The organism is Desulfosediminicola ganghwensis (assembly GCF_005116675.2).
GTDB classification, from domain to species: domain Bacteria; phylum Desulfobacterota; class Desulfobulbia; order Desulfobulbales; family Desulfocapsaceae; genus Desulfopila; species Desulfopila ganghwensis.
In genome coordinates this window covers 4491125-4505615 of sequence record NZ_CP050699.1, presented here as the reverse complement: position 1 = coordinate 4505615, position 14491 = coordinate 4491125, and the positions used below count along the sequence as shown (strand labels likewise).

The 14491-nt window shown below is 49.5% G+C and carries 12 protein-coding genes; 10 read left to right on the top strand and 2 right to left on the bottom strand.

What is annotated here, in order from left to right; translation table 11 throughout:
• Positions 1 to 45 precede the first annotated feature (45 nt).
• Positions 46 to 843, bottom strand: coding sequence for a metallophosphoesterase family protein (locus tag FCL45_RS19285; RefSeq protein WP_136797691.1), 798 nt, complete (start codon positions 841 to 843; stop codon positions 46 to 48).
• Positions 844 to 872: 29 nt separating this feature from the next.
• A complete protein-coding gene (cls, locus tag FCL45_RS19280; RefSeq protein ID WP_136797693.1) occupies positions 873 to 2366 on the bottom strand; it encodes a cardiolipin synthase in 1494 nt (497 codons plus the stop codon).
• A 369-nt stretch (positions 2367 to 2735) separates the two neighbouring features.
• Here cls and argJ point away from each other — a divergent pair, with 369 nt between their 5' ends.
• The 10 genes from argJ (at position 2736) to FCL45_RS19230 (ending at position 14091) form a co-directional block, all read left to right on the top strand.
• Complete coding sequence (argJ, locus tag FCL45_RS19275; protein ID WP_136797695.1) at positions 2736 to 3923, top strand: bifunctional glutamate N-acetyltransferase/amino-acid acetyltransferase ArgJ; 1188 nt, start codon at positions 2736 to 2738, stop codon at positions 3921 to 3923.
• A 13-nt stretch (positions 3924 to 3936) separates the two neighbouring features.
• On the top strand, positions 3937 to 5508 hold the full coding sequence (locus FCL45_RS19270; protein ID WP_167495778.1) for a CHAD domain-containing protein: 1572 nt from the start codon (positions 3937 to 3939) through the stop codon (positions 5506 to 5508).
• Between the two features lie 22 nt (positions 5509 to 5530).
• On the top strand, positions 5531 to 6277 hold the full coding sequence (locus FCL45_RS19265; protein WP_136797699.1) for a ParA family protein: 747 nt from the start codon (positions 5531 to 5533) through the stop codon (positions 6275 to 6277).
• Entirely contained in the window at positions 6274 to 6783 is a 510-nt protein-coding gene (locus FCL45_RS19260) for a SixA phosphatase family protein (RefSeq protein WP_136797701.1), read from the top strand. The genes FCL45_RS19265 and FCL45_RS19260 overlap by 4 nt, the downstream gene beginning before the upstream one ends.
• Positions 6784 to 7350: 567 nt before the next feature.
• Complete coding sequence (locus FCL45_RS19255; protein WP_136797703.1) at positions 7351 to 8307, top strand: nucleoside recognition domain-containing protein; 957 nt, start codon at positions 7351 to 7353, stop codon at positions 8305 to 8307.
• A 28-nt stretch (positions 8308 to 8335) separates the two neighbouring features.
• Positions 8336 to 9595 carry a valine--pyruvate transaminase gene (locus FCL45_RS19250; RefSeq protein ID WP_136797705.1) on the top strand — a complete coding sequence of 420 codons (1260 nt, stop codon included), beginning with the start codon at positions 8336 to 8338 and terminating at the stop codon, positions 9593 to 9595.
• A 40-nt stretch (positions 9596 to 9635) separates the two neighbouring features.
• A complete protein-coding gene (locus tag FCL45_RS19245; RefSeq protein ID WP_136797706.1) occupies positions 9636 to 11498 on the top strand; it encodes an MORN repeat-containing protein in 1863 nt (620 codons plus the stop codon).
• 382 nt (positions 11499 to 11880) lie between these two features.
• Complete coding sequence (locus tag FCL45_RS19240; protein ID WP_167495779.1) at positions 11881 to 12540, top strand: DUF4177 domain-containing protein; 660 nt, start codon at positions 11881 to 11883, stop codon at positions 12538 to 12540.
• A gap of 257 nt (positions 12541 to 12797) precedes the next feature.
• Positions 12798 to 13376: a sigma-70 family RNA polymerase sigma factor gene (locus FCL45_RS19235; protein ID WP_136797710.1), complete on the top strand. Its 579-nt coding sequence runs from the start codon at positions 12798 to 12800 to the stop codon at positions 13374 to 13376.
• A 10-nt stretch (positions 13377 to 13386) separates the two neighbouring features.
• On the top strand, positions 13387 to 14091 hold the full coding sequence (locus FCL45_RS19230) for a hypothetical protein (RefSeq protein ID WP_136797712.1): 705 nt from the start codon (positions 13387 to 13389) through the stop codon (positions 14089 to 14091).
• The last annotated feature ends 400 nt before the right edge of the window (positions 14092 to 14491 follow it).

Below are 14491 nucleotides of genomic sequence, written 5' to 3'. Positions count from 1 at the left end.
GCGGATATGAAAAATAACAGTAAATTGTCAGGAAAACATTAGGCTTTAGTTAAGTTTTCGCCCCTGTCGATACATCTCCACGTATACGGGGGGCAATTTCAAACGCTGAAGTTCTTGTGTGGTCAGGGAAATATCGTAGGGTATACGATGATGTCTGACCGACAGGCGAAGAGTTCTGTCGGGGCTCAGCGATAAAGCCTGGTCTGTTTCCTGACAGTTTTGCCCTTCCTGAAGCTCTATCACCGCGCAGCTGACCGAGGGGTCGCTGTCAAACATTCGGCCGGCTGATCCAGGGTTTATGAAGTGGACCTCACCCAGATATTTGTGGTACGGACTGTGGGAATGGCCTGTTACAACGATATCAGAACTGACGTGTTCAGCTAACTCATAAAACCGGGATTCCGGGGTAGAATCAGAAAGAAATTCATGAGGTCGAGCCGGGCTGCCATGGTAAATGCCGATGGTAACAAAAGTGTTTCCCGTTTGCACAGAGCCCATAGGGATTTCAATGGTGCGCTTCACCGGAAACGAACGAAGATATTGTTGGTTCGCTTCTGAAAGTTGTTTTGCCGTTACCTGGTACATGATGCGTTTTTCAGGATTCGATGGCTTCTTGAAATCTTCGCCTTGCAAAAGCTTGAGTACCTTTTTGTCGGTATTGCCCAGAATGGAAATGGCTTGCTTTGCTCTCAGCCAATCAAGAACTTCATTGGGAAATGGTCCATAGACCGTAGAGTCTCCAGAATTGATGGTATGTTCAAATGTATTACCTGCAAAAAAGTTGTCAATTGCTTCCAGGCCGGGGTAGTTGCCGTGAATATCTGAGAGAAGGAGAATTTTCATAATAGTACACTATATCGAACTATATTGAATTACAGCAGTGGCCCCATGAGCAGTACCGCATTTTCCTTAAACTGTTCAAGTGTAGAACGATTCTGGTAGTCTTCCTTGTCAAGATCCCTGGAAGAGAAGATATATTCCTGCTGGAGTTCGCGAAGTTGGGTGCAGGCTGGTCTGTCGTAAATAACAAGCGTAGTTTCGAAGTTGAGCCAGAAACTGCGCATGTCGAAGTTTACGGAGCCAAACAGAGCAAAATCGCCATCTATGGTGATGGTCTTGGAATGGAGCAGACCACCGAAAAAGAGCTTGATATGAACCCCCGCCTGCAGAAGTTCACCAAATCTGGCACGGCTGGCGTAGTCTGCAAGTTTGGAGTCGTTTTGCGCAGGAATGATGAGGATGACCTGAACACCTCGCAGTGAGGCGGATTTCAGGGCAGCGAGTAAAGCATCATCCGGGACGAAATACGGAGTAGTGAGTATAAGCTCCTTTCGTGCTGCATATATGGTGGTCAAAAGCAGGCTGTGTATCGCTTCTGTGGTAAAATCAGGGCCAGAGGGAACAAGCTGTACAGCCACGTCTCCTTCCGGTTCAAGTTGATGTACATCGGCTGCCTTTCGGAATGATTCTACCGCGTGGGATGTTACGGCTAACGAAATCTGCCTGGAACTGGATTCCAGATACCAGTCGTTGATGAATGTGCCTGCGAGGCTCTCTACCACCGGCCCGCGGAGTTTGAGCATTACATCGACCCATTGGCCTACTCCGGCCCCTGCTTTAAAACAGCTTGGATCAGCCATATTCTGGCTGCCGGTATAGGCGGTTTGACCATCGATCACTACGATTTTACGATGATTACGGATGTCGACCCTGGCAAAGAGCGCCTTGATCAGCCCAGCGGGAAGTGCTTCACGAATCCGCACCCCTCTTGCCTGCAGCTTTGCCGCAGAGTCGCTGACCAGGAACTCACGGCTACCGATAGAGTCGAGCAGTATGCGGCATGCGACACCACGATCTGAGGCTCTACAGATTGCGGCCATGACATCGTCAACCATGCCCCCTTCCTGCCAGATGTAAAACTGGAGGTGGCAGGTGGAGCGAGCTTGTTCGATGTCGCCAATCAGCGAGCTTAAAAACTGTTCCGAGCTGTTGAGTAGTACGAGATTGTTGCCGGCCATGGCGGGCAGCCCGGTGTGATGCAGAGCAAGGTTATGGAGGGGCAGGCACTCTGCACCAAGATGTTGCCACTGTACCGGAGCACGGTCCTGCAAAGATTGCAACCAGTGCTGGTAATACTTAAAGGAATGCTGCATGCGCTTTGTTCGGCGTTCGGAGATACGGTTTTCGCCAAAAAGCAGGTAAAGAATAACGCCTATGAAGGGAAAAAGGAGTATCACAACTAACCAGGCCAGGGTAACGCCGTGCGACCTTTTCCGCATGATTACCCGAAAAGAGAGGCCCACCCTGATAGCGAGGTCCACTAGAAAAAACAGCGTGGAAAAGAGCGAAAAGTTGAGTTCCGGCATAAAGAGATTGGTAATAGTGTGGAATGATCTGTTATTAACGGCCGTAACGGCTGCTGAAAGATGTTAGAACTGTGGTCGGTATTCTGAAGTATGCGGGTTATCAATCACTATTGTTCCCTAGTGTTTTTAGATGGGGAGCAACACTGGTCTCTATGATTTTAGGGTAGCATATTCAGACAGATAAATGATAGATTGTATTGAATCACGCGCCCGGTTGCAAGGGAAATGATATCTTGCAGATCCGTTCCGGGGCTGAGATGCACAAAAGTCAGACGGGGGAAATTGGTCGGAGATGAAACTGAAAATCTCTGATCGGAGAATAATGGAAGCTTTCATTGAGTTTCATTCACACACAGGACATTGAAATACATGGGCGTTAAAGGATTTAAAACATCGGCGGTAGCTGCTGGCATTAAGTACAAAGACAGGTTGGATCTTGGATTGATCTTTAGTGAGAAGCCTGCTGTCACAGCAGGTGCTTTTACCACCAGCCAGGTTAAGGCAGCACCTGTTGTGATTGATATGGACCGGCTCAAACAAGAGGGCAAAGCCCAGGCGATTCTGGTAAACAGCGGTTGTGCAAATGCCTGTACCGGCAAGCAGGGTATGGATTCTGCCCTGCGGTCGAGTAAATTGCTTTCAGATGCTCTCGGGATCGCCGATAATATGGTTCAGCTTTCGTCTACCGGTGTGATTGGGGACCAACTCAATATGGAGGCTTTTGAGACGAGTATTCCAACCCTGGTTGAAGGTCTTGATGAAGGTAACTTCGGTAAAGTAGCGCAAGCGATCATGACCACCGATACCGTTCCGAAGACCGCTGTGAAAAAAGTGGTGATAGGCGGCAAGGAGATTACTTTGATGGGTATGGCCAAAGGTGCCGGCATGATCATGCCGAATATGGCAACGATGCTGGCCTTTGTGCTGACGGATGCCCAGGTAGGTTTTGTTGAACTGCATAAAACCCTGGTCAGCAGTGTCGAGCGAACCTTTAACCGAATTACGGTTGATGGCGATACCAGCACCAATGACATGGTACTGGTAATGGCAAATGGCGAGGCCGGAAATCCCTGGCTTGATGAAGAATGTGCTGCCGATTACGCAATATTTCAGGATGCGTTGGAGTCGTTATTACGCGATCTGGCGCTCATGATCGTAGCGGATGGTGAGGGTGCGAGCAAGTGTATCACTATCCGGGTTTGCGGTGCCCGGGAGGATGAAGAAGCGGAGAAGATGGCCAGGACTATTGCCAACTCCGCTCTGGTTAAGACAGCCTTCTTTGGAGAGGATGCAAACTGGGGGCGGATTATGGCGGCAATGGGGCGGTCGGGTGTTCGCTTCAATCCGGATCAGGTCGATATTGCCTTTAACGATGTGGTGATCGCCCGTGACGGTCAGGCTGTGGGCAAGGAGGCGGAAGCTGAGGCATCAGAAGTTTTGAAAGAGAAAAAATTCAACGTTTGCATCGACCTGAAAGAGGGTAATGGTTGTGAAGAAATCTACACCTGTGATTTCTCGATTGATTATGTGAAAATTAATGCCGATTATCGGTCATAACGGAGTTTCCTGCATGGAGAATAACGTATCCTATCTGTTACCACCCGGCTATGATTTGTCTCGACTCTACCAGCAGCTTGAAGATCTCTATCTGCTTGAAGAGACCGGTGAGCAACAGTACCGCTCCACCTATCTTGATACCTGGGACTGGAGACTTGTTTCCAACGGGGTAATGGTGGAGCGTGCAGGATACAAATATACCTTTTCCAACCTCGACGGAGCTATCCTTGCTTCGGAGACCGGCTCAAGAAAGCCACGCCCTTTATTGCGGGATTTTCCCCAAGGTGCCTTGCGTGAACATCTGGCAAAATGTATGGACGTTCGTGCGCTGCTGCCGCAGTTCACAGTCGAAACTGCTCAGAATGATGTGGCCTTGCTGAACAAAGATCAGAAAACGGTTCTGCGGTTCAGCGTTATTCGCCAGAGTGCTGAGCATGGAGATGAACACCGTGAGCTGCAGCCCTTGCTCATCCTCAAACCATTGCGAGGATATAACAAGCCGAAGAAGAAGGTGGTAGCCCTTCTGAGAGCTGAGGAATTCCGGAAGTGCGGTGAGGATGAGAGCCTGATGGAGAGGTTGCACCAGGCTTTTGGAGTGGACAGGAGTATCACCAGTTCAAAATTTTCCTGCCGGTTATCGGCTGAGGCGAGTATCGCTGAGGCGGTGCAGCAGATTTGCATTGTGCTTAAAGAGGCAATGCTCAGAAATCTTAGCGGGACTCTGGAGGATATCGATTCGGAGTTTCTCCATGACTTTCGTGTGGCGGTGCGAAGGACCCGCTCTCTGCTGTCCCTGTTGAAAAAATATCTCCCGCAGGGCGAGGTGCGCCAGTTTCAGGAGGAGTTTAAGTGGTTGGGTACCGTCACCGGGCCGGTTCGTGATCTGGATGTATATCTGTTGATGACAGACCAGTACCAGGGGATGCTGCCGGTGGAACTTCAACCCGGTCTGAAAAGTTTTTTTCTTACTCTGGCCAGCCAGCGAAAAAAGGATCTTCGTCAAATGAAAGCTGCGCTTCAATCGGAGCGATTTTCTCAGCTGATAGAAGGGTGGCAGCAGTTTTTAGAGCTGTTGCCGGATCGGGATGATTATCCAGCGGGAGCTGCAAACTGCCGGGAGGTTGCCGAGAAGATTATCCGTAAACGGTTTAAGCGCATCCTGAAAGAAGGTGGTAGGATTACTCCGGAAACAGGGGATGAAAAACTCCATGAGTTGCGTATCGAGGGCAAAAAATTCCGTTATATGCTCGAGTTTTTCTGCTCAATATTTGCTGAAGAGGCAACTCTTGAATATCTGAAGCAGATGAAGAAGCTGCAGAATAACCTCGGCGATTTCAATGATTATTCGGTACAGCGGGAGGTGTTGCTGGTACGACTGCAGCAACTTAAACCGACTACCCCCGACTCGTTGGCGCTGGCTGCGGCACTTGGCGGGCTCATTGTCCATATGGGTGATGCGCAGCAGGAGGTCAGGACCAAATTCGAGCAAACCTTTCAGAATTTCGCAGCCAAAAAGAACATAGATCTGCTTGAGCAGATATTCGCCGGCAGGTGCGAACAGCCTCCTGAAAGGAAGGTAGATTGAGAGCTCGGATGTAGAGGAAAGGATGAAGATTTTTGCGGTATATAGCAGCAAAGGAGGGGTGGGCAAGACGGCTACGGCGGTGAACCTGTCATATTGTGCTGCGCGGCAAGGTCACAGGGTTTTGCTCTGTGATATTGACGCCCAGGGCGCCGCTTCATACTATTTTCGAGTTAAAGCCGCCAGGAGTTTCAGTGGTAAAAAACTACTGGGCGGCGGTTTCGATAAGTATATCCGTGCCTCTGATTACGAAAACCTCGATCTGTTGCCGGCCCATTTTTCTTTCCGCAATCTTGACCTTGCCTTAGCTAAGCTTGAGGCGAGTACCAGGCGCCGGGCTCTGAAAAATCTTTTTGACAGCCTGAGCGACCATTATGATGTACTGGTTATGGATTGCCCGCCCAATATAACCCTGCTCTCAGAGAATATCATTCTCGCCGCAGACTCTGTCGTTACTCCGGTCATTCCAACAACTCTTTCGCTGGTTGCCTTGAAGCAGTTGTTGAAGATCTTTCGTAAAGTCGGAGCAGAAGAGAAACGAATCAACGCCTTTTTTTCGATGGTTGAACCACGTAAACTGATGCATAAGGATGTGGTGGAAAAATTTCAGCACTACCCGATCTTTCGTGATACCCAGATCCCATTTCAGGCAGAGATAGAGAAAATGGGAATATATCGGCAGCCGGTTGGTGCTGTTTCTCCAACATCTGTTGCCGCACAGCGCTATCAGGAGCTGTGGCAAGAGTTGTGGGACAGGAGTGAGCTGATATGAAGGAGCTGTATCTGATACGCCATGCAAAGTCGAGCTGGAGCAATCCCGGCCTTGATGATATTGAGCGTCCGCTGAACAAACGCGGCAAACGGGACGCGCCTTTCATGGGTTCGCGTTTGAAAAAGTATGGAGTGCGGCCGGATATGGTCTATACCAGCCCCGCCAAACGAGCCAGGAAAACTGCAGGAACGATTGCCGAATGCGTCGGCTACCCGCAGGAACGTATTCAGCAGCGCGGTGATATTTATACTGCAGATATGAATAAGTTACTTCTCGTCGTCCGCCAGACAGAGAATCGAATCAGACGGCTTTTTCTGGTAGGGCATAACTATGTGCTTACCGATTTTGCTGAATATCTCACCAATGAGCCTTTAGGTAATGTTCCCACCTGTGGCATCGTCGGGATCGCTTTTGATATCGATGGCTGGCATCAGGTGGGAGAGGCTGGAGGGCATTTGCAGTTCTTCGACTACCCCAAGAGGCATCCTGAACATAGTCGCAAGTGACGGATCACTGTTCCATCGAGGGCCGGATCGATCCGGCCTGCCTGCCGTATCCCCATTACCCTTCCAACACAGTGCTATTCCTGTGGCATTTTTATATTGTGGTGGTATCTTTCCTTTTATTCCTGAGAGGATAATTGACAAGAGCTTCGTACATTGAGCTCTTCGCGATCAGGAAACGAAAGATTCCAGTTGGCTTTCCAGCCAATGTATATCGATAATTTTCAGCCATTGATGAAGAGGCGTCAGATGTCGTCTTCCCAGCGTTGTCGTAATTGCAAATTCTTCTATATGACCTACCAGGCTGCACGATCTTATGCCTGTAACGCCATTGAATTAATGAAGTAATCGCAATCCGGCCATAGTGGTATATGAAAACTCCGGTTTCGACTGTCAGCTTTCTTGCCGAAGACGGGAGGTAAGACGGGAAATTGGCGAAGAGTCTGAAACAGACCTTTCCTTTGGTGGTTTTCACGTATGGCATGATATTTAGATGTAGCTGTTTCTATTAAATCTTATGAATGTCTTGTAAGGATCTGCACCGTTTTTCGAGTGCATTGGGTGGTTGAGTTGGTAGAACGAATACGGAGCCTGGCGCTCTCTTTAGCAAAGAATACCTGGCTGACGAGCTGGGAGTTGATCAAGATCACAGTCCCGATCATGATCCTAACCAGAATTCTGGAAGAACTCGGCATGATTGTCGTAATCTCCAGATGGCTGGAACCGCTCATGGGCCTGATAGGTTTGCCGGGTGAGCTGGGTCTGGTCTGGGCTACGGCTATGCTCACCACCCTGTATGGCGGGATGGCTGTGTTCGCAGCCCTTGCATCGGGCCTGGAGCTGACGGTTGCGCAGGTGACCGTGCTCTGTGCGGCGATGCTGTTCGCTCACTCTTTGCCCATTGAGCTGAGTATCAGCAAAAAAACCGGAACTCCGGTTATGCCCATCGTGCTCCTGCGCCTGGGTGGCGCGGTGCTCTATTGCTTTATCCTCAGTCGCCTCTGTATTGGTTTTGATGTGTGGCAGCAGCCGGCTCCCACTATTTTTGCTGTGGCAACAGAGCATCTGAACCATTGGCAATGGCTGTTGCAGCAATGCAAAAATATCGGCCTGATCATTGTGGTGATCTTCTGTATCCTGCTTTTTATGCGGATATTAAAGGTACTGGGGGTGCTGGATCTGCTCGAGAGACTTCTTGCCCCGGTGCTGCCCCATTTCGGTATGGGCCGGGACGCTGCGCCGATTACCGTAGTGGGCATGATTCTTGGTATTGGCTATGGCGGCGCCCTTATTATCAGGGAAGTTGCCGCAGGTAAGATGGCCAGGGGGGAAATTTACAACTCGATGGCGCTGATGGCCCTTTGCCATGGCCTGGTTGAGGACACCCTGCTGATGTTTGCCCTGGGCGGCAAGCTCGGTGGGATTCTCTGGGGCAGGATAATTTTTTCCCTGGTAGTGATTTATATATTGGTGCGTCTGCGTGCTCAGTTTGCAGGCAGAAAAGAGATGTCTGACAACGTAATATGAAAACTTCAAAAGCTGAAGACAGTCAAATATGAAATTTACAGAATTTGGTGAACAACTTACGTGCAATGCGGGAATTCTCTCGCTGATGGATGACCTGGGTGAAGCAAAGGCCCTTGGTGGTGACAACATGATCATGATGGGTGGCGGTAACCCAGGAGTGGTTCCCGAGTTTCAGGATATGCTCAGGGAAAAGCTCAAAGACATGTGCTGTGACCGCAAGGAGTTTCATCGGCTGATCGGGGCCTACGATCCGCCACAGGGGGAGAGTCGTTTTGTGTCCGGCCTTGCGAAAATGCTGCAGCGTGAGTTCGGTTGGGAGGTTGGCCCGGAAAATATCTGCCTGACCAATGGCAGTCAGACCGCCTTCTTCATGCTCTTCAATCTTTTCGCCGGACGTTATGGTGACGGTTCAAGAAAAAAGATCTGTCTGCCGTTGGCGCCTGAGTATATAGGGTATGCGGACCTGGGGTTGAGTGATGACTTTTTTGTTTCGACCAAGCCCATAATAGAGGTCGATGGTGACCTTTTTAAATACCATATTGATTTTGAGAACCTGACCATTGGTGAGGATATCGGGGCAATCTGTGTCTCAAGACCTACTAACCCTACAGGCAATGTCATTACCGATCATGAGCTGGAAAAACTCAACCAGCTGGCATTAGAGCGTGGGGTGCCCCTGATCGTCGATAATGCTTACGGGCTGCCGTTCCCCTCTATGGTGTATTGCGAGGCCACTCCGTCATGGAACGAGAACATGGTGGTATGTTTCTCATTATCCAAACTAGGATTGCCTGCTGTTCGCACCGGTATAATTGTGGCAAAACCCGAAATAGTACGGGCTCTGGCCAGCATTAATGCCATCATGTCTCTTTCGCCCAGCAGTTTCGGTGCGGTACTCACTGAGCACATGATCGACAACGGGGAGATCATTGACATCAGCCGTTCCACCATCAGACCTTTTTATAAAAAGAAGATGGAACGGGCGGTGGAAGTGGTGCGAAAAGAATTTACCGGTGTGCCGTGTCGCATTCATAAACCGGAAGGCGCGATGTTTCTCTGGCTCTGGTTTGAGGATATGCCGATTTCGAGCCTGGAGCTTTATGAGCGGCTGAAGAAACGTGGTGTGTTGATTGTTTCCGGGCACTACTTCTACCCAGGAATAGACGAAGAGTGGCAGCATATGCAGGAGTGTATCCGGGTAACCTATTCGCAGGATGACGATGACGTGGCGCGGGGGCTGGCTATCATAGCGGAAGAGGTTAAAAAGGCGTACTCTCAGGGAAAATAAGGGAGAAAAAGGTTAACCTAATCAGGAGTAAGGGGACACTGTGGGCGTGAAAAGAGTGTTGCAGCTGGGGGCCGTATGTGCGGTATTGACAGGTGGGGTTTGTAGTGCCGGTGCGGAATGTATTGAAGGGAACTGCATTAACGGCACAGGTGTCTATATCCATTCCGACGGGCGGGAATATCGTGGCGGGTTTGTAAACGCCATGGGGAGCGGTGAAGGTACCCTGCGTTACCCGGATGGTACTGTCTATGAGGGCAATTTTCGTAACGGCCGGTTTCATGGCAAGGGCAAATTGCTCGGTGCTGATGGCCGAAAATACCTTGGTAATTTCCGTGAAAATGTCATCCATGGCCAAGGTGAGCTGATCAGCCCAGATGGCGTACGGTACAGCGGGGATTTCAACCTGGGTAAATACCATGGTACCGGTACCCTCATGTATCCTGATGGCCGCAGCTATACCGGAGAGTTCAGAAACAGCATTATTCATGGTGAGGGTAAGTTGGATTATCCGGATGGGACCCGGTATGAAGGACATTTTGCCCACGGGAAAAGAGATGGGGAAGGAACTCAGACCTATGCAGATGGCAGCCGCTATAGCGGCGGCTATCGTATAGGTCAGTGGCATGGGCCAGGCAAACTGGAAAATGCTGACGGGAGCGTCTATAGCGGCATGTTTGCGCTCGGCGGATTTAATGGTGAGGGGACTCTCATCTATCCTGACGGAAGTCGCTACAGCGGGATCTTTCGGCATAACAAGCGACATGGCAAGGGTGCATACTTTTCCACAGAAGGCTGGGTCTATTTTGGGCACTTTGTTGACGACCGGCAGGAGGGCACCGGTGTACTCGAATACCCGAACGGCAGCAGGTACGATGGTGAATTCATTGACGGCAAGCGGCACGGCTTCGGCACCTTTCATTATAAGGATGGTAGCGTTTATACAGGAAATTTCCGCAATGACCAGATAGAAGGAGAGGGCGAACTTACCCGGGCTGACGGTTCAAAGTTTGCCGGTGCCTTTGTGGCCGGTAAACCGGTTTATCCTGATCCGGTTGAGATACGAAGCCAGCCAACGAAAGCCATCGTTGACCAGGCATATCCGCCAGCTGAGTCTCTTGTGCCAGGTGAGGAGCAGGTGGCAGATGAAAACAGTGATGAAGTCGTACCGGCAGCAGTTGCAGCAACTTCAGCGATGGCAATGGCTGTGACCGCCGAAAGCGGAGACGCCCCTGTGGTGAATGAGATAACTTCACCTGAAGAGCTCTCACCGAATGGTGACGGGTTTGTTTACCATGATGGCCGTATCTGTCATGACAACATGACCTACGAGCCGGTGACCGGCTCGGCACAGATGCTCTTCCCGGACGGCTCAATCTATTCAGGCGGGGTGCAGGATGGTTTGATGCAGGGGGATGGAAACTTGCGTTTTGCCAATGGTGACGTCTATGAAGGTCAGTTTTCGTTTGGGAAAATCCACGGTCAAGGCATCTACACCTATTCAGATAAGCGTGAATATCGTGGTGAATTTGCAGACGGTGTAAAAAACGGAAAAGGAACGTTAACCTACCCGGATGCTACTTCATATACCGGTACATTCGTCAACGACCAGTTTTCCGGTGATGGCATTTACATTTTTGCGGACGGTTCCGTCTATGAAGGAAACTTCGACGCAGGCAAATTTAGTGGAACCGGCAGATTGACCTACAGTGACCTGAGTGTCTACCAGGGTGAATTTTTAGAAGATGTGCCCCATGGCAATGGCGTACTTGTTTCCAACGATGGGAGCAGATTTGAAGGACAGTTTGAAAAAGGCCGCCGTGATGGTACCGGCACTCTGACTCTACCGGACGGCGGGGTTGTACGCGGGGTGTTCGAAGATGATAAATTGGTGGAACGGCACTGATCTCTTGCCTCTCATGAGGCCTGTTCGACCGGATCATCAACTATATACCCGATGATATCTCCCCTGTTGACGCTCAGGGTACCAGTGAGCAATGTCTTACCTCTGATTTCTCATAATGTACTGATGAGAAATCAGGGGCAACCCGAATATCTCATCAGTTTGCTGCTTCCATAATCGGGAAATTTGAGGTGTAGTTGCAAAAATCTACTGCCCGTATCTGATAAGGAAGAGTATGGTGTCAACAGATGTGACCGGGGGGTGGGAAGAGGATGAGCCACCAACGTGAGCAAAGTATCACCTGGAAAAGAACGACACGTCAGACGTAAAAAAGCGTCGCTCTTTTGCTGAGATCAGAAAACCTTTTGAGTTTTCATGAAATATTTTGTTGAAGCGTAAGGAGGTGGGTGTGCGCTGGAGTTATAAGACAATACATTTTGAGTTGAAAAAAGAGGGATTGCTTGGTTCCGCTTTTCTTGATGTACCTGAGATCGAACAGGTGCTGAACGATTATGGGCGAGGGGGCTGGGAGTTGGTTTCGATCGTTGAGACGGGTGATGGTATTGTCGGAGTTCTCAAGCAACCCATAAATGTTGAACGTGCCGACATTGAAAGAGCCGGCTCCCGAGCAGATGCAGTTTCGGTGTTCCCGGCGGAACAAAATGTTTCCCCTGAAACGGTTGCGGTCATTGATAAGGATCTGGACCAGCAGATTGGGTTGCCTGAAGAGCCTGTTGCAAATGGTAACCATGCCTCAGGGGTGGAGCAGGCTGAATTCCCGGATCAGGTTCAGAAGTATTCGGCATCTGCCGGTGAATTGAATATCAAACGGCCTGAGCAGGCTGTAGTAGATATAACCGCCGAGTCGGAACAATCGGCGGAGGAAGATCCTGATGAACTGCGGGAACCTGCCATTACTGAAAATCAGACCGGTCAGGGTGACGAAAATGATAACAGGTCACCTTCTCAACCGGAGATTGACCGGGAAAACGATGATCGTGTGGAGGAACAGGACAGGAGGGTAGGGTCGATCCGTATCGAATAGCGTACTGATTTTAAAAAAATCTCCTGATTCTATAGAAGAGCCACGAAAATCTGTTTATTTACTTAACAGAATCGTGTTGTCAAAGGGGCTGTCTCAAATACAGGGACAGCCCCTTTGCCGTTATAGCGGGCGGCTACAACCAAAACACAGATAATTTCTCTGGCGGAGCAGTGAAAGCGGAATAATTATCTTATCAGGTTTCTCTTTAGGAGTACTACCCGGCAGTTTTTGGGAAATGGTATTTGGTTGGAGATCAGATGGGACTATTACGACGTGTTGATCGCAAAAAATTCAAAGAAATTACCTACCCGCATCTTGATTTTCTTTACAACATGGCTCTGAAATATTCCATGAAGCCATACGACGCTGAAGATCTGGTGCAGGAGACGATGTATACAGCTTTTCGCAAATTTCACCAGTTACGGGATCAGCAAAAATGCAGGGCATGGCTGTTTTCCATACTGCGGAGTCATTTTCTGCGTGACCGGCGACAGTTTGTCAGACGTCCCTTGCTCGATGATGGCAGCGGCTATCTGAAGAATATTCAGGCGGAAGGAGCGGAAGACTTTGCAGAGGTGCTTGATAAGAAGATGAACAAGGCCAGGGTCCTGCAGGCGTTGGAAAAATTACCTGAAAAATTTAAAACGGTGGTAGTTCTGTACTACATGGAGGATATGACCTACCAGGAGATCTCGGGATTTCTCGATATTCCCATAGGGACCGTTATGTCCAGACTCAACAGGGGAAAGAAGCAATTGAAAAAAATACTGTTAAAATCAGTAGGTACAGCGAGGAAGGGTGGCAAAGTGATGAGACTGATCGGGGTATTGCTGTAGGAGACGGACCATGAAATGTGAACAATTTAAAACATGGTTGGAAAACAGGGATACCCATGATATTTCCGAAGCTGATAAAGCACGGCGACATGCCACCCAGTGCCATTGTTGTAGTGAACTCATGGCACATGATGAAGCATTGGACCGTCATATAGGCGCCTTGCTCGCCAGGGAGACTGTGCCATCACACTTGGAAAACATCGTGGACCTCAATCTCGAGCGCATTCTGCCGCAAAGAGGGACCAGGAGCATCTGGGCTCTGGTTGCAGTTTGCTGTATCGTGCTGCTGGCGGCAATTCCCTTTCAGGGTTGGATTACAGGGAAACGGGGGGAGCAACCGATGCTGTCCATGGAGCAATTGGGGGGCTATATCCTTGCTGATTATCAGTATCATGGCGACGGAGGCGTTGGTTTTGAACCGGTTAAGGATGCAGCAATCTGGCTCAATGCCAACCTTCACACCAGGCAGCTTCCGCCGGAGCGGATCGTTGCAGGGTATACGGTCAAATATGCTCGGTTATGTAAACTCGGAGAGTGTCTGGCAGTACATCTGGTTTATGAAAAAGGTGGGAAACGTATATCTGTTTTTGTCATGGATAAAAGTAACGTGGACGGCAGCTTCGAGCAAGACAGGCTCTATGCCGTGGCTACAGGAAATACGAATATCCTGCTTAGCAGCCAGAACAAATATCTCTATGCCGTGATAGGTATTTGAATGTCAGTTTTTTGTTCGGCAACCGAGCCGGTTACGAATTTTGCACACTGGCGTACGGGAAAGTGCAAATATTTCCCGTTGGTTACAGGGTACTGCAAAAGGGATTAAATTAAGATATTCGTTAAGTGCCTGTATGTATGGGGTAAAGAAAAAAACGAGAATTTTCAGCAGAATGGCACCACTCTTGTAATAAGGATAGGCGAGAACTCAATTTCTCTTTTCCCCCCTATAAAAGCGCCCGGCTCAATTGTGAGCCAGGCGCTTTTCTTTTAGTTGAGAAGCATTGCTCTGTACTCCAATCAGCGCTTTTCATGTCAGTGTCGGGGTAGAAGTACGGTTGGCATGGTTCATAGTTTTAAGCCTCGAACCTGATATTTGCTGAACTGCAGAGAGGTGCGGT

Excerpts from the sequence above, each read along its gene's own strand:
- FCL45_RS19265 (WP_136797699.1), top strand. The coding sequence starts at position 5,531 with ATGAAGATTTTTGCGGTATATAGCAGCAAAGGAGGGGTGGGCAAGACG.
- FCL45_RS19260 (WP_136797701.1), top strand. The coding sequence starts at position 6,274 with ATGAAGGAGCTGTATCTGATACGCCATGCAAAGTCGAGCTGGAGCAAT.
- argJ (WP_136797695.1), top strand. The coding sequence starts at position 2,736 with ATGGGCGTTAAAGGATTTAAAACATCGGCGGTAGCTGCTGGCATTAAG.
- cls (WP_136797693.1), bottom strand. The coding sequence starts at position 2,366 with ATGCCGGAACTCAACTTTTCGCTCTTTTCCACGCTGTTTTTTCTAGTG.
- FCL45_RS19250 (WP_136797705.1), top strand. The coding sequence starts at position 8,336 with ATGAAATTTACAGAATTTGGTGAACAACTTACGTGCAATGCGGGAATT.
- FCL45_RS19270 (WP_167495778.1), top strand. The coding sequence starts at position 3,937 with ATGGAGAATAACGTATCCTATCTGTTACCACCCGGCTATGATTTGTCT.
- FCL45_RS19285 (WP_136797691.1), bottom strand. The coding sequence starts at position 843 with ATGAAAATTCTCCTTCTCTCAGATATTCACGGCAACTACCCCGGCCTG.
- FCL45_RS19235 (WP_136797710.1), top strand. The coding sequence starts at position 12,798 with ATGGGACTATTACGACGTGTTGATCGCAAAAAATTCAAAGAAATTACC.
- FCL45_RS19230 (WP_136797712.1), top strand. The coding sequence starts at position 13,387 with ATGAAATGTGAACAATTTAAAACATGGTTGGAAAACAGGGATACCCAT.